The 20,039-nt window shown below is 35.1% G+C and carries 16 protein-coding genes and 3 pseudogenes; 6 read left to right on the top strand and 13 right to left on the bottom strand.

The window, feature by feature from the left end; translation table 11 throughout:
- Positions 1 to 119 precede the first annotated feature (119 nt).
- The 4 genes from BGC7_RS15525 to BGC7_RS15510 are packed head-to-tail and all read left to right on the top strand — an operon-like array spanning position 120 to position 3,617.
- Positions 120 to 806 (top strand): hypothetical protein, encoded by a 687-nt coding sequence (locus tag BGC7_RS15525; protein ID WP_050702513.1) that lies wholly within the window; start codon positions 120 to 122, stop codon positions 804 to 806.
- A 15-nt stretch (positions 807 to 821) separates the two neighbouring features.
- Positions 822 to 1,487 carry a hypothetical protein gene (locus BGC7_RS15520; RefSeq protein ID WP_050702512.1) on the top strand — a complete coding sequence of 222 codons (666 nt, stop codon included), beginning with the start codon at positions 822 to 824 and terminating at the stop codon, positions 1,485 to 1,487.
- Positions 1,488 to 1,510: 23 nt separating this feature from the next.
- The gene (locus BGC7_RS15515; RefSeq protein WP_050702511.1) at positions 1,511 to 2,854 is read left to right on the top strand and encodes a hypothetical protein; all 1,344 of its coding nucleotides are present in this window, start codon (positions 1,511 to 1,513) and stop codon (positions 2,852 to 2,854) included.
- A gap of 1 nt (position 2,855) precedes the next feature.
- The gene (locus tag BGC7_RS15510) at positions 2,856 to 3,617 is read left to right on the top strand and encodes a hypothetical protein (protein ID WP_050702510.1); all 762 of its coding nucleotides are present in this window, start codon (positions 2,856 to 2,858) and stop codon (positions 3,615 to 3,617) included.
- A 59-nt stretch (positions 3,618 to 3,676) separates the two neighbouring features.
- On the opposite strand, the gene BGC7_RS15505 is transcribed toward BGC7_RS15510, so the two are convergent.
- The 3 genes and pseudogenes from BGC7_RS15505 to BGC7_RS15495 all read right to left on the bottom strand — a co-directional run bounded on the left by BGC7_RS15505 (position 3,677) and on the right by BGC7_RS15495 (position 6,970).
- Complete coding sequence (locus tag BGC7_RS15505) at positions 3,677 to 4,441, bottom strand: DUF2971 domain-containing protein (protein ID WP_050702509.1); 765 nt, start codon at positions 4,439 to 4,441, stop codon at positions 3,677 to 3,679.
- A 69-nt stretch (positions 4,442 to 4,510) separates the two neighbouring features.
- Entirely contained in the window at positions 4,511 to 5,641 is a 1,131-nt protein-coding gene (locus tag BGC7_RS15500; RefSeq protein ID WP_050702508.1) for a PDDEXK nuclease domain-containing protein, read from the bottom strand.
- 44 nt (positions 5,642 to 5,685) lie between these two features.
- A pseudogene (locus BGC7_RS15495) lies at positions 5,686 to 6,970 on the bottom strand (tyrosine-type recombinase/integrase).
- A gap of 406 nt (positions 6,971 to 7,376) precedes the next feature.
- On the opposite strand from BGC7_RS15495, the gene BGC7_RS15490 reads away from it, so the two are divergent.
- Both BGC7_RS15490 and BGC7_RS15485 read left to right on the top strand, forming a co-directional pair.
- Complete coding sequence (locus BGC7_RS15490) at positions 7,377 to 8,393, top strand: site-specific integrase (protein WP_050702506.1); 1,017 nt, start codon at positions 7,377 to 7,379, stop codon at positions 8,391 to 8,393.
- Positions 8,394 to 8,635: 242 nt separating this feature from the next.
- Positions 8,636 to 9,982, top strand: a complete 1,347-nt coding sequence (locus BGC7_RS15485) for a site-specific integrase (RefSeq protein ID WP_082206801.1) — start codon at positions 8,636 to 8,638, stop codon at positions 9,980 to 9,982.
- A gap of 342 nt (positions 9,983 to 10,324) precedes the next feature.
- Here BGC7_RS15485 and BGC7_RS15480 read toward each other — a convergent pair.
- From BGC7_RS15480 to BGC7_RS15435, 10 genes and pseudogenes are all read right to left on the bottom strand, one after another.
- Positions 10,325 to 10,625, bottom strand: a pseudogene (locus tag BGC7_RS15480) (helix-turn-helix domain-containing protein).
- A gap of 4 nt (positions 10,626 to 10,629) precedes the next feature.
- Positions 10,630 to 10,797: pseudogene (locus tag BGC7_RS15475) on the bottom strand (helix-turn-helix domain-containing protein); the annotation flags it as partial.
- Positions 10,798 to 11,440: 643 nt separating this feature from the next.
- The gene (locus BGC7_RS15470; RefSeq protein WP_050702504.1) at positions 11,441 to 11,776 is read right to left on the bottom strand and encodes a cupin domain-containing protein; all 336 of its coding nucleotides are present in this window, start codon (positions 11,774 to 11,776) and stop codon (positions 11,441 to 11,443) included.
- 28 nt (positions 11,777 to 11,804) lie between these two features.
- Positions 11,805 to 12,374 (bottom strand): hypothetical protein, encoded by a 570-nt coding sequence (locus BGC7_RS15465; RefSeq protein WP_050702503.1) that lies wholly within the window; start codon positions 12,372 to 12,374, stop codon positions 11,805 to 11,807.
- Between the two features lie 2 nt (positions 12,375 to 12,376).
- Positions 12,377 to 13,117, bottom strand: a complete 741-nt coding sequence (locus BGC7_RS15460; RefSeq protein WP_157258755.1) for an Ig-like domain-containing protein — start codon at positions 13,115 to 13,117, stop codon at positions 12,377 to 12,379.
- 12 nt (positions 13,118 to 13,129) lie between these two features.
- The gene (locus BGC7_RS15455) at positions 13,130 to 14,782 is read right to left on the bottom strand and encodes a hypothetical protein (protein ID WP_157258754.1); all 1,653 of its coding nucleotides are present in this window, start codon (positions 14,780 to 14,782) and stop codon (positions 13,130 to 13,132) included.
- 16 nt (positions 14,783 to 14,798) lie between these two features.
- Positions 14,799 to 15,944, bottom strand: coding sequence for a hypothetical protein (locus BGC7_RS15450; protein WP_050702500.1), 1,146 nt, complete (start codon positions 15,942 to 15,944; stop codon positions 14,799 to 14,801).
- Positions 15,945 to 15,969: 25 nt separating this feature from the next.
- Positions 15,970 to 16,962, bottom strand: coding sequence for a hypothetical protein (locus BGC7_RS15445; RefSeq protein WP_157258753.1), 993 nt, complete (start codon positions 16,960 to 16,962; stop codon positions 15,970 to 15,972).
- Positions 16,963 to 16,985: 23 nt separating this feature from the next.
- On the bottom strand, positions 16,986 to 19,421 hold the full coding sequence (locus BGC7_RS15440; protein WP_050702498.1) for a TonB-dependent hemoglobin/transferrin/lactoferrin family receptor: 2,436 nt from the start codon (positions 19,419 to 19,421) through the stop codon (positions 16,986 to 16,988).
- Positions 19,422 to 19,432: 11 nt separating this feature from the next.
- The gene (locus BGC7_RS15435) at positions 19,433 to 20,029 is read right to left on the bottom strand and encodes a hypothetical protein (protein WP_050702497.1); all 597 of its coding nucleotides are present in this window, start codon (positions 20,027 to 20,029) and stop codon (positions 19,433 to 19,435) included.
- Between the last annotated feature and the right edge of the window lie 10 nt (positions 20,030 to 20,039).

Here is a 20,039-nt window from a genome sequence, read left to right as displayed (position 1 = left end):
CTGTTTTGTATCTTGGGTTTACCAGAGCCTCATTAGCAGAGCAGTACTCAGTTCCTACGCTTTTTTTGTAGCATATAGTCTTTCTATGGGACTGAGAGAGATTAGCATATAGAAAATTTATGAGAAGAATCGTATTTAGTTTATTATTTTTGCTTATGCCTTTGTTTAGCTTTGCCCAGAAAGATGTATTTGAGCAAAGCGTAGAAGAAATTAATAAAGTTAATGATATTTTAATTGATTGTATGGCTTCATTTATGGAGTTTCCTGAAACACATTCTAATACAATTAACATATACGATAGAGTAGTAACAATAAAAAAATTATGCAAAGATCAACAATCATCTAAGTATCAAATGTCCACGTCTATATTATCAAATCCAAAAGTCCAACAATACTATAGAATGATTGACGAAATACAAATATATGCAGATATTTTTGAGGAGTTGTTAAGGTCTTTTAAAGGTTACAACTCGGCAGGATTATCTCAAGATCAAATGGGTATTCTTGATCCTATGTTTAGAAAATTTGGATGGAAAATTAATTTACTAGATATTAATTGTAAAGATACATATTTTTATGAGTATCAGCTGAAAGGGTGTAAAATGATGTTCATCAAAAACACATTACCTCCAAATGATTATCGAAACTATATATATCATAATATTGAAGTTGATTTTACCTATGATTATTACGGCACAGGTGGAAAATATTATGTTGGAGGAGGATTATATAGAATGATTCAGTTTAAAGATGATGAGAACGTTAAATATCACAAAGTAATAAAAGCATCTTCTGAAAGAAAGTAATTTTAAAATATAGTCATGAAAAAAGCGCTTTTATTATTGTCTTCTCTTTTGCTTATTTTAGGGAGTTATTCACAAACATTATCCAAATCTTTGCCTCTATTAAAAACAGGATGGAGTAGAATTTACATTAAAGATGTGGGTAGTTATGACTTACCACCAACGATGGAAGTTCAAAAAGGCAAGTATAAAGAATTTAACGATAATGCTAAAAAAATATACGGATTTGATGCTACTCAAATAACTGCACAGCAGAAAGGATTAAATGAACTGGAGGAAAAAGGCTTTGAAAAATATGCTCGTGTAATGATTAAAACAGATATTGGAGCAGTAGGAGATTATGAAAAATTGAGTTTTAATATTTGCAAATTTACAAAGGCTGACATTTTGGAAATGAATAATATGTTCAAACAACAAATACGACAAGGTTTTTCAGGTACTGGTTTGAGACTTACAGAATGGTATCCCATAAAAATAGAGAAGGTAAACGGTATGTCATGTATTCGTATTAGTTATAAACGGCAACTGAATGATAACCCTTTTGTATTAGTAAATATGTATATTTTCCATAATAATGATAGAATGCACACATTTACTCTTTCCTACCGTTTATCAGAAGCCAATGTTTGGAAGAGTGATTTTGCTACTATTTTAAATAGTTTCAGGATTAGCAATATACGATAGTCTAAATTAATGAAATATAGCAAATGAAAAATTTAATCATAATAATAGTATTCCTCGTAATAGTCCTTACAGGTTTATTCTTATATGGTTTTTCTTATATAGAAAACTATTCAATAGAAACAGTTCGAGAAAAAAGTACCATGTTAGAGGCTGATTTTTATGAAAAATTAGACAATTCTTTTAAAAAGAATAATCGTCTTATGATAGCTGAAGAATATGGAAATGCATCTTATACTCCTATGGATATTGATGCTGTAAATCTAATTGACAAGAGGGATTCCGATAATCTTTATTATTGGAGTACAGTTGAAGAATGCTTTCCTTATGGAAGATACCAACATCTGGTATCTACGATGTTTAAATGTTTGAAACCCGGAAATTTTAAAGGTATTGATGAAATATATGCTATCAATAAACAACCGTGGCAAATAGTAATGGTTAATAGAACCGAAAAAGATAAAATCTATTATGTCGTATTTAAACCTGTTGCAATAGCTTATTTAAAAGGCGATTTCTATTTGCGAGAGTTTAGACCTTCTTTGGATGAATGTTCAGAAAGTGCTTTAGAATATATAACAAAAGAAGACAAAGATTTTAAGTCATGCTTTGACCCAAACTGTGGCCCTATTATTAAAGATGTATTATCATTATGCAATAGATATTATTATCTACAAAATCAGCAATCAGATGATAAATATACTGGAACATCGTTCAATTTTGAATCTTTTCAAGCAGAAGACAGTTCAGAACAGAATGTTTATGGACACCGAATAAGTTGGATTTATAATAATTATTATCGATTGTATTATGACGTTTATCCATTAGCTACTTTTGCCGTAGGTTTTAATAAATATAATTATGATATAGATAAAAATGCGATCTACAATAAGTGGATAACGATTTCTTCAATTATATATGTTCTTCTTTTACTCCCTCTATTCTTTTGGCTTGCATATTTAATAAAAAAGAAAAGTAAAATAAAAACTCTTCTACAAATAAAATCTTATTCTTCATTATATGAGGAGTTACTTGAAAAATGCAATCCTGAAAATTTTATGAACCCTTACAATCAAGACATGGTGCAGAAATCAAACATATTGTATCAAAGAATATTAACAAGTCATCCTGATGATAACAACCTATTATTATCTATTCGGAACGAAGCGCATACAAAATTGAATATTATGTTTGATACAAATAAATTATACACCTTCATTCTTGAAAAAGCAAATCCAAAACAATACATAAATCCCTATAACCCAGATAAACTTTCAATAGCAAATGAAATATATTCTGCTGCAATAGAAAACAAAGATAATGTTGATTTACTTGAAGGCTTAGTTGAACGCATTAAACGAGAATTATAGTATGAAATATATAAATATTATTTTTATTTCTTTTTTTCTTCTGTCTTGTGATGAGAACCAAACAGAAGAAGAAAAAGTTAAACAATATATGGAGCACTATGTCTTGACTCAATATGATTGTTATGATTATTTTGAATGCTCAACAATTATAGAACATGTAGACAGTTTATATTGGCTAGCTGACATATATAGAGAACAAGAGCAATTATATAGAATGGCTGACCAAAGAAGAACAGCAAAGGCAAATCGAATGTTATGGCAATTACCATCTATAAGCAATTCTTTATATGGGAGTTCGTCTTTTTTTCCAAATGTAGAGACGGCCAAGCGGAATGTTAGCTTAAATGTAGTTAATTCATATATGTCTAAAGATGAACAAGATGTGTGTGATTATGTCTTTTATGAAGATTTTGTGCCAAAAGTACAAGAATTGTTAAAAAGAATCAGAGAGTCAGATTTTCATGGGTTTCGAATTTTCCATTCTTGTGGATTTAGAACTACAAGCGGGGCAATTATTTATAAACAATTCATATTGTATAAAAAGGATGATTCAAGTTTTTATGATGTATATGAGTTAAGATATAATTATAATTTAATTCGTGATTTCATAAGAGAATGCCTATTGGTTGAAGAATTAGTTAATATAGATGGTTTGTCTGTGAAGAATTTAATCCAAAAATTCGATTCAGAAAAGAATACTAATCCGTTTTCCATTTCTAACAAATACAGTATTATAATAAATAAATATTCATTAAAGAACTAAACAATGGGTCGTATTGATACTATAATGGAAGAGAATCATCTTAGAAAAGAGTTGGTTATCTAAACCACTTCACTAAAATCTAATTTGAAAGCGCCAGGATTGACTTTCATCTGATAAATATGGATATTGGGATTCAATTTCCTACTCATTTTTATAATTTCCTTTTCATCTTCTTTGCTGATATTCACTCCCAAATAAATTGCAGAAAAACATTCTCCATCGATTTGAGGATATGCACGAACTTCTTTCCAGTCTGTTATCTCATCTTTTTTCGGGTTACGAGTCAAAGCCATAATCCAAGGCACTGGCTCAAAAATAAGCATTCGAGCCTCTTCTTCGTGTGCCCATTCCTTTGCTTTAGTTAACATTTGATAGTAGAAAAAATTCTCCTTATCGGCAAAGTAATTGGGTTTTTCTATAATGTCTCGATATACTACTTCATGGCAATTGTTGTCGACCGATGCCCCGAGCATATAGTGGATATCCTTTTTTACTTTTTCTATGTCCAATCCAATGCAAACGCCCCTGTGATTGTTATAGTAGCTCCACATCAGAATTGACTGGAAATTTTTTGAGAGACAACATAACCACGCTCTGTCTCTGTCTCGTTCAAAACGATGGGATTCCAAATCAATCGCAATATCTTTAGGCCATCCCTTGCACTGGTGAGGTGTTATTTGGGAAAAATCTATCAACCCCGGATGGCAATCGAAAGGGTCATTGAGTTTTGTCGCATTGGTGAATTGAATATTGCTGTTATACAACATTGCTTTTGCTCCATTTACATCAAGGTATTTATACAAAACTGGATATGTCTTCTCCATATTAACGGTTTATATTATTTCTTCTGTATTTTCTTCCTAACGTAATTATTGGGGACATGGAATACCAACTTATTTATTCAACTCTTCTTTGATAAAATTTTCCAAGACTTTCTTGTCTGGTAACTGAACTAAATATTTAGAAACAAATAGTTGGTTATCTATGCCAGACGTAGCATATTTTGCCAAAGCTTCACCTTTGCTGCCACAAAGAATAATTCCGATAGGCGGATTATCTCCATCCGACATTTCAATGTCTTTGTAATAATTAAGATAGACATTCATCTGTCCAGCATCGGCATGATCGAATTTTCCGATTTTCAAATCAATCAGAATATGGCTCTTCAAAATACGATGGTAGAAAACCAGGTCAATGCGATAATGTGTATTGTCAAATGTAATCCGTTTTTGGCGAGCTTCAAAGCAAAAGCCAGTGCCAAGTTCTATCAAAAATTTCTGCAAATGATCTAAAATAGCTTGTTCTAATTCCGATTCACTATATTCTGACCGTTCTTCCAACCCGAGAAACTCCAAAAAGTAAGGGTCACGGATAACATCTATGCTTTGAGCTGGTTTCTGATTCTTGAATTTTCTGATGATAGCTTCTTTATTCTTAGACAAACCAGTTCGGACATATAAAGCCGTATTGATAGCACGTTCAAGTTCTCGAACACTCCAGTTATTCTTTATTGTTTCTACTTCGTAGAATAGGCGTTCGAGTGGGTCATCAAATTTTATCAATTCTATAAAATGGGTGAAACTTAATTGAGACAAAAGGGTTTCAGATAAAATAGGATACTCTTCTTGCAATTCGGGGGTTGCTGACCTCCGAATTGAGAGAGGTAAACGTTTTTGTAATTCGCCAGTCGTTGACTGGCTTTTCCCATCTTTCAAAAAGCTAATCACTGATTGGCCTATTTGAGGATACAATAAATAGAAGGTTCTATGATTCTTTAATGCGCTAACAGAAAAACCCTTCAAGCCTTTTGCTCTCAATTTTGAAGCCAGTTCTCCAATCAAATTCGTACCATACTTTGCCCGATCTTCTCCGTTTTGTTCAAACTCAACAATGTAACAACCAACGAGCCAATTTCGGATAGTTAAATTGATATTTACTACTTTTTTTGCATTCAGTTGGAGTTGACAATGGGTTTGATAAACATTATCAATTAGTTGGTTGAAGTTCTGTTGTTCTATTGCCATGACGAAAATGTATTTATGCAAAAATAGTGAATCTATTCACCTTCTTATCGTTTTTTTAAGTTATTTCTCAATGCTTTCAATCTATCAGCAGCTTGAAAATTATCGACTTTAATGTACCGCATAAATGCAGCAGGACTTTTGTGCCCAGATATCTTCATTAGTTCCTCGGCAGGGAACCCTGATAGATACATATTTGTACAAAAAGAGCGTCTACAGGTATGTGACGAAATCATTTCCCATTTCTTATTTACTTCTGCAATCCTATTGTTCCCTTTTTTTCTCACAACTTCCACTTTGTGGGTAAGCTTTATTTCCTGTCCTAATTCTTTGACTCGTTCGTTGAACTTATAACTATGTACTTTCGGTAGATTATAATGATATTTTCTCAGAATATCAGGTACATAGTCAATCATGGGGATAACGACTGCTTTGTGTACTTTCCGTTGTTTTATGTTGATATTTCCATTAATATGGTCAATATGTTCCGAATTTAGAGTAGATAAATCACTGTAACGAAGTCCTGTATAACAGCCCACAATGAAAATATCTCTGATTTCTTCCAACTCCTTATCCTCAGATAAATCAAGCCTATAAATAGCCTCTAATTCTTTCTCGTTGAGATAAATTGCATCAGTTTCTTCTTCTACAACCTTGAATGATTTTAAGTCAATATTGGGAATCACTCCCTTTGTGATTTGATAGTTGACAAATCCTTTTAGCAATCGTATAACTTTTCCGGCTGAGTTGGTAACTAAACCAACTGTCCCATCTGGCTTAACGGCTTTGTAGAAAAGATAATCCATAAATTCATTGTAGAATTTTAGATTCAAATTTCTAAACGTAACAGGCTGAGAAGAATATTCTTTGAAATTAGTGAGGTGCTTTCGTAATGTCTTATAGTCTTTTACTTGGTCTTTAGATACATGAGGAGCTTTCTCTTCAATATACAGTTCCAATGTTTTGAACATATCCACTCTATTCGAACGTTGCTCATACTCTCTATTCTTCTCCAATTCGAGTAGAATATAATCCACAGTCGGGTCAATTGCATTATCTACTGCATAACTCAGTATTTCGCCAAGTTTGGATGTTATTTTGGTAAGTACAAGATCAATCTCTTCATATTGTGGACAAGCTCGCTTTATCCATTTTTTCTTATTGTCCCAATGGTCAGGCTTTATGTCGTAACCTGTTGCGATAAGAGTCCTTCGAGAACGAGAATAGTTATAGCATACATACAAAGGAGTAGTCCCATCTTGAGAAATACGTTTCGCTAGTATATAAGGAACATAATTTGCCATACTTTTCATATTTAAAAGTGTCGTGCATATGTCGTGCAAATCTACAAAAACTATTGAATAATGCAAACAAAACAGGGAATTATAAAAAGATAAAATATTGATATATAGCAACTATTGTAAATTACAGAAAACTATCATAAATAAATAAGAGTCCCGTCCATACCGCCAAAGTTAAAGCCAGAAGGCGAAAGAAGTTAGTTAAATCCTACAATATCAATATATTGTAGGATTTTTCTTTTTGTCCATATAGCCAGAAAAAGACATAAAACGGGCATCGAACGCCTTAATTCGTTCCCCAAAGTGTTCACCCTAACCGAAAAAAGTGTTCACCCTAAATTGTCCATAATTGGCACTGTATCAGACTTTTTTGGAAGTGCAAGATTTACTCATTCGAAAAACAATAATGTTTTATTTGTAATTTAAAATGAGTCGTTATGAAAAGTACATTCAATGTCATTTATTACATCCGTCGAGACAAACTTAAAAAGGACGGAACAGCACCTATCTTTTGCCGGATTACCATCTCTCAGGAAAAAGTCAGTTTTAATATAAAAGCTGCAATAAACACAAGTATATGGGAATCAAGTACAGGCAGAGCAATCGGTAAAAGCAGAGAAGCTTTAAGTATCAATAAGATTATAGATTCTTATACCAGCCTTATCAATGAAAAATACAGCGAGATATTCGATCGTGACGGGATTGTGTCTGCAGAAGGCTTGAAAAACAGCATTCTGGGTATCTCCTCCTCTCCTAATGATATTCCAATCTATCTTTTGGAAGTCTATCGTCAGCATAATGAAGATATGGAAAAACTGGTCGGCAAAAAATTCTCTCCAGCTATCCTGCAAAAATACAAATGTGTTTATAAAAAGATTCAGACATTCTTAAAATTCAAATACAATCTGTCTGATATTAAACTGAAAGATATTAAACACAGTTTCTTAACGGACTTTGAAACTTATCTCAGAATTGAAGGGAATTGCCAGACCAATACAATCGGGCGCAACATGAGGCTTCTGAAGAAGATTATCAATATTGCAAAAAACAATGGTTGGATCATAGCAGACCCTTATGCGAATTATAAAATACATTTTGAGAAGGTTGATAGAGGATATCTGACCGAAGAAGAGATAAAAGCGATTATTGAGAAAGACTTCTCTATTGGTCGGATCGAAAAGGTAAGGGATATATTTATATTTTCCTGTTTCACTGGACTTTCATATGCAGATATATATGAATTAACGTATGACGATATAAAGTCTCATTTTGATGATAATTTATGGATTATGAAGAAGCGTGTTAAAACAAATACTGATATAACTGTTCCTTTAATGGATATACCACTTTCTATAATAGAGAAATATAGAGGGAAACAAAAGAACAACAAAGTTCTTCCGACAATGTGCAATCAGAAGATGAACTCTTATTTGAAGGAAACAGCAGCCATTTAGAAAAGGGAAAGCAAACGAAGGTAACAGTAACTGAATCAACGGATTAAGCAAAACGGTTCTTTTGACCAAAAGAGAATAAATGCACAAAAAAGCAAAGATGACGACGAGTTCAGTTACCAAATCATTACCTGAGTAACTTTGTCGAATTGGAGTTTATTCGTCACTTATTCAATAGTTTGCGTAATTTTGCATAGCACCGGATAACTCTAAGTAAACTAAATTTGTAACAAAAAATTAGAGTTATGGCAAGAAGTACATTTAAGGTTCTGTTCTACCTCAAAAAGAACAATCTGAAAGAAGGTAAAGCCCCAGTGATGGGAAGAATTACAGTCAACAGCACCATCGCACAGTTTAGCTGTAAGCTAAACATCAAGCCTGAGCTTTGGGATACCAAGGGTAATCGGGCTAAAGGCAAAGGAGTAGAAGCACAAAAGATCAATCAGAAGTTAGACAACATCAAAACTCAAATCGGCAAGCAATACCAAAGTATCTGTGACAAGGATAACTTTGTTTCTGCTGAAAAAGTTAAAAACGCTTATCTGGGTTTTGGAGATGAGTTCCGAACTTTCTTTTCCATTGCTGATGAATTTTATGGGAGTTATGCCAAACGTGTGGGTAAAGACCGTACCGAAGGTTCATACGAGCAACTAATCATCAATCGCAGGAGAGTTGAAATGTTCCTTCGGGACAGATACAACCTATCCGATATCCCAATTAAAGAAATAGAGCCTCAATTTATTGAGGACTATTATACCTATTTACTCGAAGTCCGAAAGCTGGCAGGTAGTACTTTACTTATCGCAATCACCAAACTTAAGCAAATCATGCTTATTGCCCAACGTAAAGGATATATACACATTAATCCTTTTGCTGCTTTCCGTTTCAAAGCACAGACCCGAGATAGAGGCTATCTAACTGAAGACGAACTTCGAAGATTTATGACAGTGGAACTCAGAAGATACAAGCAACGTCAGATTCGGGATATATTCGTTTTTCAGTCTTTCACGGGTTTGGCATTTGCCGATGTCCGAAAGCTCACTTTCGATGATATACAAACCTCTTTCGATGGAGAATTGTGGCTGATAGCCAAGCGTAAGAAAACCAATGCTACATTTTATGTAAAATTATTGCCTGTGGCGAAGCAACTAATTGAGCAATATCGTTTAGTCGCAAAAAGTCAATTCATTTTTCCAGTTCCAAGCAATGTCGAAAATATGAACCGATCTTTAAGGCGAATCGCTAAACAATGTGGCATTACGAAGTGGATCTCGTCGCACATGGGGCGCCATACGATGGCAACGACAGTGTGCCTCTCACAAGGTGTACCCATTGAAACGGTCTCTCAGATGCTCGGACACAGCTGCATTACTACGACTCAAATTTATGCTAAAATCACGAATGACAAGATAAGTAAAGATATGGCGGCATTGACAGATAAAATCGGAGATAAGTATAAACTTGAGACAGATCGTCCTCAATCCGATTTCAGAAATATCAAGCGAGTCACCAAGAAACAAAAAGGTATGCTACCTCAGAAAAAGAGAGAGAATAATCCTGTCAACCCGACAAAATACATCATTCCCAAATGAGCTAAAGTGGAATAAAATAATAATAATGGTCAGCTCAGTCCTTTTGTTGCAGGAGAAGGTTACTTCTTGCAGAGCAAATCAGTCAAGCCCGAAGCCCTATGGGTCGGGAACGAAAATCTCCATCCTTTCGGATCGTATTTTCGCTCCGAGGCTTGCCTGTTTGCCTGCTCGAAGTGTAAAAAAGTATCCTGCAACGAAAACGACCGACCCGACGATGACGCATATCTTCAAACTAAAACAAGCATCCCTGATTAACATCAAGAATGCTTGTTTTCATTTTATGCTTGAGGCAACTTCAACTCCCTCTCCTTAGAATCTGCATATCTATTGTTTTATTTTCCATTAGAAAGGCAGTTCGGGTGATTGGTAGTTATTATGCAATACCTCTTGAAGTTCTTTTTCGGGATAAAGTATCTTTCCTCCAATGGTCGTATAACAAATTATCCGCTTGTCTCTCAAAGTTTGGAGCGTTCGGGGCGAAATTATGTAGGTATTTCATGACTTCCTCCCCGCTTAGGTAATGTTCATCGGCTAAAGTCGGACGATGTTTGTCCCTTACATCGGCAATGTTATCAAAGGCTTGCTCTATTTGTCCTTCGAGTTCTTTGACCTCCTCGGACTCATAATTGATATACTTATCCATAAAGCTATTTCTTTATCGGTTTCATTCCTGACAAAAGCAAGTCTCTAACATTTGACTCTTTGTAATATACTTTTCCTCCCAACATAGAAAATGGAATTTTCCCATTGCCCCTCCATGTTTGCAAAGTACGTTTTGAAATTCCCAAAGCACGGCAGACATCAGCCGAATCCATTCAGCCATCTCGGGGATTGGTGCAGTATAGTTCTTTCAAGGCAGCAGTTTCCAATGTAAGCCTGCCAATCTGCCTTTTAAGCGACACAGGAGAATATCTTATAATTTGTTAATCAGTCAATTATATCGCACCTATTTTTCAATAGGTAACGATTTAGAAACCAACTTGGTTCTTCGATATGCTTAACTTACTCACTATTTTAAAGAGCGACTTATCTTTTCTAAAGATAAAAAAGTTTTATTTCAAACAACTAAAATTATTAGTTTTTTTATCCTCTTTGAAAATATGGAAAAGAATAAACATAATGATATAGTGCACTCTTCTTATGATAGAAAAGCTTTTTTTCTTTTTTCTTCTCAGAAAATTTAAGATAAATATCTACGCATTTATATACAACAAAACTTGCAAAATTTCATTCGTAATCTTATGAATTGAATTAGCCCCTCTGATTTTAACCTTTAGAATTGAAGTTGATGACGCTATCCATAATATTATGTAAATGAAAGACTGCAGGTATTTCTACCTGTAGTCTTTCATTTATGGGCATCCCGAGGAATTTTTAAATAAGGAGCTCCTTCGTAAGTTTGGAATGACACTTACATATAATTTGGGACAGTCTCTTATTTAAATCCGATCGGGGAGTTTAGCTCCCTTTAATCATTACCAATAGCATTTTGAACGGAGTGACTGCCTTAACGGCATGTGGTACATTAGCCGGCATGATGATCATCTCCCCTGCGTGGAGTTGATGACTTTTTCCTCCGATGATATATTCTCCAGTTCCTTCTAGTACCTGTACCATAGCATCAAAAGGGGCAGAATGCTCACTTAGATTTTGTCCTTCATCGAAAGCAAATAAAGAAATATTACCTCCGGAATTATTGATAAGCTGTTGGCTTACAATACCTCCTTTACTGTATTTACTCAACTCGCAAGGGTTGAAAATAGAGCTATGCTCTACTACTTTTTTTTCTGACATAATGTTTTTGTTTAAAAACTAGTGATTATTACTTCTTCTCATGGGTATAAATAAGTATCTGTATCGGGAGTGCAATACCTGGAGTCAGGTCAAGATCGAATCTCATAGCTGTGTTTCCATCTTTATCTCTCTCTCCAAAATTTCCTTTTATTGAGGCTTTAGATGATTTCATACCGCTTTCCGCTCCTTCGGGTAGCTGTATACCAGGAGGGATATCATTAGGATCAATAGCTCCTCCACTAGGAGGCTCTGCCTTAAAAGTTCCATTTTCTCCTGAAAGGAGAAGTGTATTGCCTGACCCCTTACTGACTTTCATATTAATATCGACTGTCATCTGGAATGGCATCGGATTTTTTTGAAATTTGTCGAAAAAGAGACGAATGCTACCATTTCCCAAATCCTCAATACTGATAGTATGTTCACCTGTTGTTATGGGCGAAGAACCCATAAATGTGGGAGTTATCTGTGCACGATAGGTTCCTGCCAGCTGATATGATATTATCAGATCCTGACCATTTTCATCATCCGAATTGCTACATCCCCAGAACGTACCGAGAAATATAAACAAGACAATCCATTTTGTTCTGAAATTCTTCATTGTTATTTATTGGGGGTGAAACTCAATAAAAATAATCCATCTGATATTTTAGCTAAGAGGCTCAGACGCTCAGAATCCAAGTGTTGTATCTTTGCATCAGTTATTTCCATCGCTCCTAAGGGAATCATTGTATTTATTTTTATGATCCCTTTATCATCCAGACTCCATGATCCTGTTGTATGTGTGAATTGTAATGGAGATGTAACTTCAAAATGAAAGTTCCCGTTTGATTTAAAATCGAAATACTTCTGAGCAGTAGTTGCAAACAAATCATAGGGTGGTGTGGCAGAAGTCTGCTTGATGATAATCCGAGATATAGTTTGGTCAGATTTCCAGCGGTGAGACAGTATAATTTCTTTGGCTTTATCCCAACCTTCGTTATATGCTAACTTCGCCGGAATTTTATCCAAGATCACCGTTTCTGATACTTGATTGTTTTTCGTAGCAAATGCAACCAACTCTTGTTTATAATCGACCAATAGATCGATATTAGTGGTAAAGCTTCCTGAAGCATCTGCTTTCACCTGTCTTAATATTTGCCCTGTTTCTGCATTGTACTTCAGAGTCACTTCGCTACCGATATCGGCTTTTCCACTAATAATGGCTTTATTATCAGCAGTGATTATTTGTATGAATGACGGAGGGTTTACCTGATCGTCCACTATATTAGAATCGTCATCACTGGAACAACTGTACAATGATAATAGCAATATGCTTGATAATAATAATTGTTTTAGTTTCATATTATTTCTATTTTAATATAATTGAACATATTTAGACAACCATTCGGGTTCATTGACTATTGTACTACCTTTGGGTAATAAAAGTGATGCTACACCTCCCACAAGTGCAGATCCTGCTTTTACGGCATCCTCAGCCAGATTAGTTGGTAGTATAAGCGTGATAGGATTGGGACTGGACATACTAATATTCAGAAATTGAAGATTTGTCAGATTGCTTATATCGAATGTGGCACCTGTCGGTAAAATTAATCTGTAAAGATAAAGAGTTGATAAATATGGTGGTAGTTTTGGTGCAAATTCGAATTCGACAGTATGATTTGCTCTAAATGTTTTCAGATTACTAATGTTACTGTAGTCCCCAGTACCACTTATTTTATTTCCTGAAGTGTAATCCTTAAATTCGAGATATTCCAAATTAGCTGGGAATATTAATCCCGTTTGATTGATCGGAATATTATTTATTATCACTTTTTTCAATTTTGTCAGGTTGCTATAATCCCGATTGAAGCCAGAACCAAATTTAGCCGTATAAGGCCAAGGAATAGTAAATAATATTTCTTCTATATTTGTAGGCAAGGTTAGTCCATCAAAGCCTTCGCTACCCAACGTCATTTTATTCAGATTGGTAAGTATAGAGAAATTTTTATCCGATAATGAGTAATTCTCAATATAGAGTTCTTGCAAGCTCTTCGGGAAATTTGGCTTTTCGGTCAGTTTTCCGGCTCTGAATGATACCAGCTTCTTTAATCCTTCATTCAGTTTAATTTTCTCAAGATTTTCTTTATACGACAGATCAAGTTTTAACATACTTGCTCCACTAATATCCAGAGAACTTAAACCATCGAGATAAAGAGTTAATGAATCAATATTTCTTGATTTCAAAGTTAATTCAGTGGATTTAGACGCACCGTAAATAGCTAAGTTATTTGCTGCGATAGCATCTATATCTTCACCTTTATTGACGATAGCATCTCTGATAGTTCCGGTTTTTATTTTGCCGACAGGATACTTCATTTTACCCATTTCTACATATTCTAAGAGTAAGTCTTCTAGCTTGTTATTTTGAGAGAAATCAAAATTTACAGCCGAAGGAGTCAATTCGATGTCAGGATATCGTTGACTGAAATCGTATGCATCTACTCGCCAATCAAATCTTTTCAATTCCGGTAATGTATTTAAATCTTTTATGCTTGTAACCAATGAGTTGTAGAATATCAAGAGTTCTAGTTTTGGAAAATTTTTAAACCCATGTAACACCCCTATTTCATTGAGTGTAACCATCGAATTCATTGTATAATTAAGAGTAATTCCTTTTGCCTCTTTTCTATCTTCTACATTGGGAGGGAAAAAGAAAAGTGTATCATTAGTAGGTTTTGCTATGTATAAAGCTTCATTAAATGCAATCGTCCTATATTCGGTTAGCAAAGCCAATATCTTTTCTTTTACTACAGGGTCTTTAATACGGTCAATAGTATTGCCGAGTTGGTCGAATCTATAGCTTTTGATCAGCTCAATAGCACGTTCTTCCATGTATTGCTGATATTGCAATGAATTCTCATCTAGTTCAAGTGGATCATTGACTGTTACAAGTTCTTCTTGTGTACATGCTTGGAATAAAAACAGTATAAGAAGACTTGTTATGCAAATGGTGAATATTTTTTTCATTGTAATAATATATTTACTATTTAAATATGTCTTTAATATTGATAAGGTTTGCATTGTCAAAAGTAGATTTCTTTAAGAAAGCATAGCAGGTCTCTTCCTTCGTCGTTACTCGTATCCAAAATCCGTCTGTTGTCTTTTCTACGATCTCGATACAGTATTTCTTATTAGATCGTATGCGAATCGGAACTCCCCACTGATATCCCAGTAAGGTTTGATTATCAGAGTATGGAATAAAAGCCATTAACTGTTCCCCTATACAGCCAAAGTATTCTTCGTCAGTTTCAAGCCATAGTTTATTTCCTTTTATCCACCATTTAGCATTTGAAAAAACCGTATTTCCCAAATTATTCTGCGTTTCAAATACACTTTTATAGGTATAGCCGGTATAGGCTATCTGAGCGCTACCATCTTTCTTCAAGTTGAGTGTATACCCAAGTGCGAAAGCAGGAGTATCCATAAGTAGGTCTTCTATATGTGTATATCTTATTATACTTTCATCTGTTACTTCGTTGGAGTCATGGTTAGTCCAAACTCCTATGAAGTCATTAGCATCTAGTGCTTCCGTCAGAGCTGAGTGCTTTGAGAACCAGTTATAGTCTAAAGATCTAAATAAAGGCGGATTAATATATTCGTAAGGATTTTCATTAGATAGAGTTGTAGTCAGTAATCGATCTCCAAAATCCAATGATAATTTGAGACTGCTTACATTATCTTTTATTTCCAGATTTAGTATTTTTATCTTTCCCGTAACACTCGATACTGGTGTTTTGGTACTTAAAATGATGGTGTTCTCTTCTTCAGTAGATACTGACCAGTTTCCTTGCGCATGAATAGCCGTATTGGCTAAGAATGGTGGAACAAATACCATATTGGAAGTGCCGTCACGATACAATGCTATACTTGTCCAAGCTGCCTGATACAATAGCGATGAAGCGTAATCGGATGGCTTATAAATATTATTCTTGCTTGTCCATATTTCTTTTGCGGTTGTCTCACTGATGCCGATCTTATTGTACCAAACAGTATTACTTAGCTTCTGGATGATTGGATTGCTTAAGTCGGGAGTGTTTCGGGTATTGTAGATTTCAATCTCATCTTTCGTGCAACCAGCTATAGAACACAGAGTTGCCATGACTAAAGTTATTATTATATATTGTTTCATTTCTTCATTTTTTATTTCTCATCAATTATTCAGCAGTGAGCGTTACGGATCTTAGATCTTCAAAGTATAGTTCTTCGTAAGTCTCAGTTCCATAGCCTCCAACATAAAGAAAGGGATGCATAAATCGCATAACTCTTGGATTCGAAAAAGTTAAAGAATTGTTTTCTAACTTATAATCAAATTCATATATCCATTCTCTGTTAAACTTAATATCAGCTGCATTAGGATTGGCTTCTAAATGAAAGTAAAAGAGTATTTTGTTATTGTAAAGCATGAATTTTGCCGGAGATAACTGTGTGTTCGCTATATCGTCTGGGAAATTGCTGGATTCCTCAGCTTTGATCGGCTGATTTCCCATCCTGATATTCAATAGAGGATATAGATAAAAATTGTTTATTTCTAAGCCTCCATCAGCCAAAAAACTAAAATTATAATCCATAATATAGAAAGCTGAATAATCCGGTTTTATTGCCCATTTCGTAGCCTTCCATTGCTTTCCCAACAAATTTTGATTTGGCTGTGCATTGCTTTCTATTTCCTTGATCTTTTCGTCAAAAAAATTAGAAACTTCATCGACTTTAGCTTCAAACGTAGCCAATTTATCGCCTTTCCGTATTTGTTGTGGTATTTCACCCAACAATGAACGATTGAATAGAATACTCTCAAATTTAGAATAATAGATATCGAATAACGATTCGGGAAGTTTTTGCGATTTTATTTCGTCGAAATGAACATTCAATCGAATAGCCAAGTCCGTAAAAGTAGTTCTCATACGAATATCATTATCCACAATAAAGTTTTGTCCGTCGCGGAGTAATTCTTCCGTAAAAAAGGTATTGTAATCTTCTTCCGCTTTAGAGGGATCTTCAAAAGCTAAATCAAATAAAAGATCCAGCTTTTTCAATATTTCTTGTTTTTCAATTGCAATCTGGGTTTCCTCATCTAAATCCAGTTCTTTAGAGCAGGATGAGAATACCGTAAAAGTAAATATTGAGAATATTAATAATTTATATTTCATAACAAACATATATAATTGAATAGTTAAAATCTTAATTCTACACTTGTGCTAAAATACCTTTTGGGTTGTGAGAATCGGGTAATTGTATTTTTTCCCTCACGAAAGAAACTCTCTATATGGGGTAATAATGCAGGGTTGGTTAGTTGTCGCAAATCATCCCATCTCCAATATTTTGTATTGAATAGGTTATAGACTCCTGCTCGAATTGTAAGCATTGGTAAGGGAGAGTACGATGCATACAGATCGAATGTATAGGAATCATTAAGGAATAGTGTGGGAAAAGTACGCTGAATTTCTTTCGTTGCTGTTTTTTCGATGAAACGAGTATCTTTTCTGTCTTTGGCAAAAAAGGCATTTATTTTTGCGTTCACATTCCATTTTTCGTTAGGCGATAGATATTCTAATCCTAAAAATCCAGTCAATGGTTGCACTCCCAACATACTTGTACCATATGAGGTGCTACCTTTGGCATAACTGACTGCTGCGTTGAACGAGAATCCTCTCAACGAGCTACACAGTTCTTGCAGGTAGAGGTACATCTTAGCATCTATTCCCCATAAGTCGGCAGAGTTTCTGTTCATATTTTGAGAATAAGATATTTTTTTTGTGCTGTTGTCCAGGCTATTGGCAACGTCTATCGTACCTTGTTCGATATCAATAAAGTTTTTATAATTGGTGAAATACAGATTGAACATATAGGTAATCAACTTTCCGCTACCAGCAATTTCTATCTCATGATTGATGGATGTTTCGGGTTTCAGGTTGCGATTGGATAATACCAAAAACGAAGGCCACGAACTGTAATATTGAAAATGTCGTTCTTCGGTAGTAGGCATTCTAAAACCAGTCGAAAACTTGTAGCTCAACTGGAGATATTTGTCAAATTCGTAAGTAGCCGTCCCTATAAATGATGTACCGTGATCGTTATCGGATATGCGTTCAGAATTCATAGACACGCCTTGGATATTCTGCATCAGATTATCCATATAGTATTGGTCATTTCTATAATTCCAATTCTTGTCTTTGGTCTGAAAAAAATCTTGGCGGATACCCAGAACCATATTAAGATAGTTGGTCATCTTGATTTTATCCATAAAGCTAACCGAATAATTGTCTCGCGAAACAGGACGCTGGTAAGAATAGGCATTAGTATATTTACCCATGCTTTCTCCAAATTCGTAACGGACACCCATCCGGATGGTATAGCCATCTATTTTGTTCGAAGCATACGGATTTTCGACATCCACGTTACGACTATCATTAAATTTATTCGCATAGAAGCCATTTATCGAAAAGGTATGCGTTCCAAATATTTCGCTACTCAAAGGTTTGAAATCGAGCGTGGCTTTTGCCAATTTGTCTTTAATCTCTAAGCCTCTGTATTTATCTCTACGGCCTTCATAAATTAATTCGTATTGTCCGTTTCCAAAGAAATTGGGGTTGTAATATTCCGACCATGTACGGGCATCCATGTAAGTATTCTGAAGATTTACTCTCACATTAAATCTTTCCATCCACTCCGAATTAGGTATGTAGTTATAATTTAACGTGTATGAATGATTTAGAGCCTGATCGTGTGAATAGTAATAAGGCTTGCCATCAGAGGTAAAGATATCCAAAGGTTCTTGCGACCATATTTCGCTGTTTATCTTTTTATTGAGCATATAATAAGAAAACTCAATTCGATGAAAAGTATTGGGGATATAAGCAACTTTACCTAGAAATGTCTGTTGCTCGTAATCCATCGGATCAATACGGGTAGAGGTCACATTTCGGGTTAGTTCACCATATTCGAAATTTTTGATCTGATCGCCATAACGGGTTGCAAACATAGCTAGCCCTTCGAACTTACCCAATTTAACTGCAGCTCCACCGAGAACCATTTTTAGGTTGTCTTTGCTGTTATACGACGTTTGAATGGTAGCTCCTACGCTATTGCCAGGTCTAATCAAGTCATTAATTCTCTTGGTTGTATAATTAACGGCTCCACCCAATGCTCCTGTTCCCGAGTTAAATGATGCTGCGCCTTTCTGTATATCAATTGCCGATACAAAATAAGGATCAAATTCTACTCGTGAGGCATTGGACAGCCCATAGGCACTGAACACCATATTTTCGTGTATTTCGGGTTGCGGTACGCCGTCTACGGTTATCGCTACCCGATTTGCTTCCACTCCCCGAATGGCAAAACCTCTCGATCCTCCTCGTGTTCCCGAATAGGAAATTCCTACTCCGGGTATATAACGTACCAAGTCGCGTATATCCGAAGTCATTTCGGTTGCCAACTGAACCTGTCCTATTTTCTCGTGCCCTATATCCTGTTTCTTCCTTGCAGTGATTGTTACTTCCTGAAGATTCTGAGTACCTATACTGTCTTTTTTTTCTGCATCTTGTGCTTTTAGCCCCAAGGGTAGCAGTAATAGCAAGACAAAACTATATATGTATATAAATCTGAACATGTTTCTATCGGTTAATTGGTTAAATAAAGCTCTTGTTCAGTTTGTGTGGTCAGAACCACAGAGGAACCTTGATAAGTATAAGGTACTCCAACGGTAAGAATTGCATCAATTTCGCTGATTTCGATCCGTTTGATTACCAATATATAAGTGCGTTTACATTCCTCCTTTTTAGCCTCGTCTGTCAGGTCATCGCAACCGTCCTTTTGTTTCCTTGCCAGTGTGCAGATGAGGTCGGCAGACTGCTCTCCTTTACCAAAAAGATTGAGAGGCATATTTAAGAAGGTAACTTCTTCCGTCTCTTTATTGTATTCGTATATTCTGCCCCGCATATCAATCTGGGTATATCTGTCTATCGAATTCTGAAGGAACGAAAGGGAAACAGTCGGTTTCGAGAAATTGGCAATCTCATTACGGAGGTCGAACCACAAGTAAGTTCCGGTAGATTTATTTCGGAATATTTTTGAATACAGCAAGGTATTGTCACCGAGAACCGGCTCAACCCGATCGTATTGATAATCCTCATTATCATCAAACTCTCTGCTGCAAGCACCAAAGAGTAATGCGACAGATAGTATAATAATGAATGGACGATATATTGGATGTTTCATTTCATTATGA

Origin of the sequence: Dysgonomonas sp. BGC7 (assembly GCF_001261735.1) — a bacterium.
Taxonomy (GTDB): Bacteria; Bacteroidota; Bacteroidia; order Bacteroidales; family Dysgonomonadaceae; genus Dysgonomonas.
The sequence above is the reverse complement of the archived record's forward strand: the minus strand, read 5'-3'. Positions and strand labels throughout refer to the sequence as shown.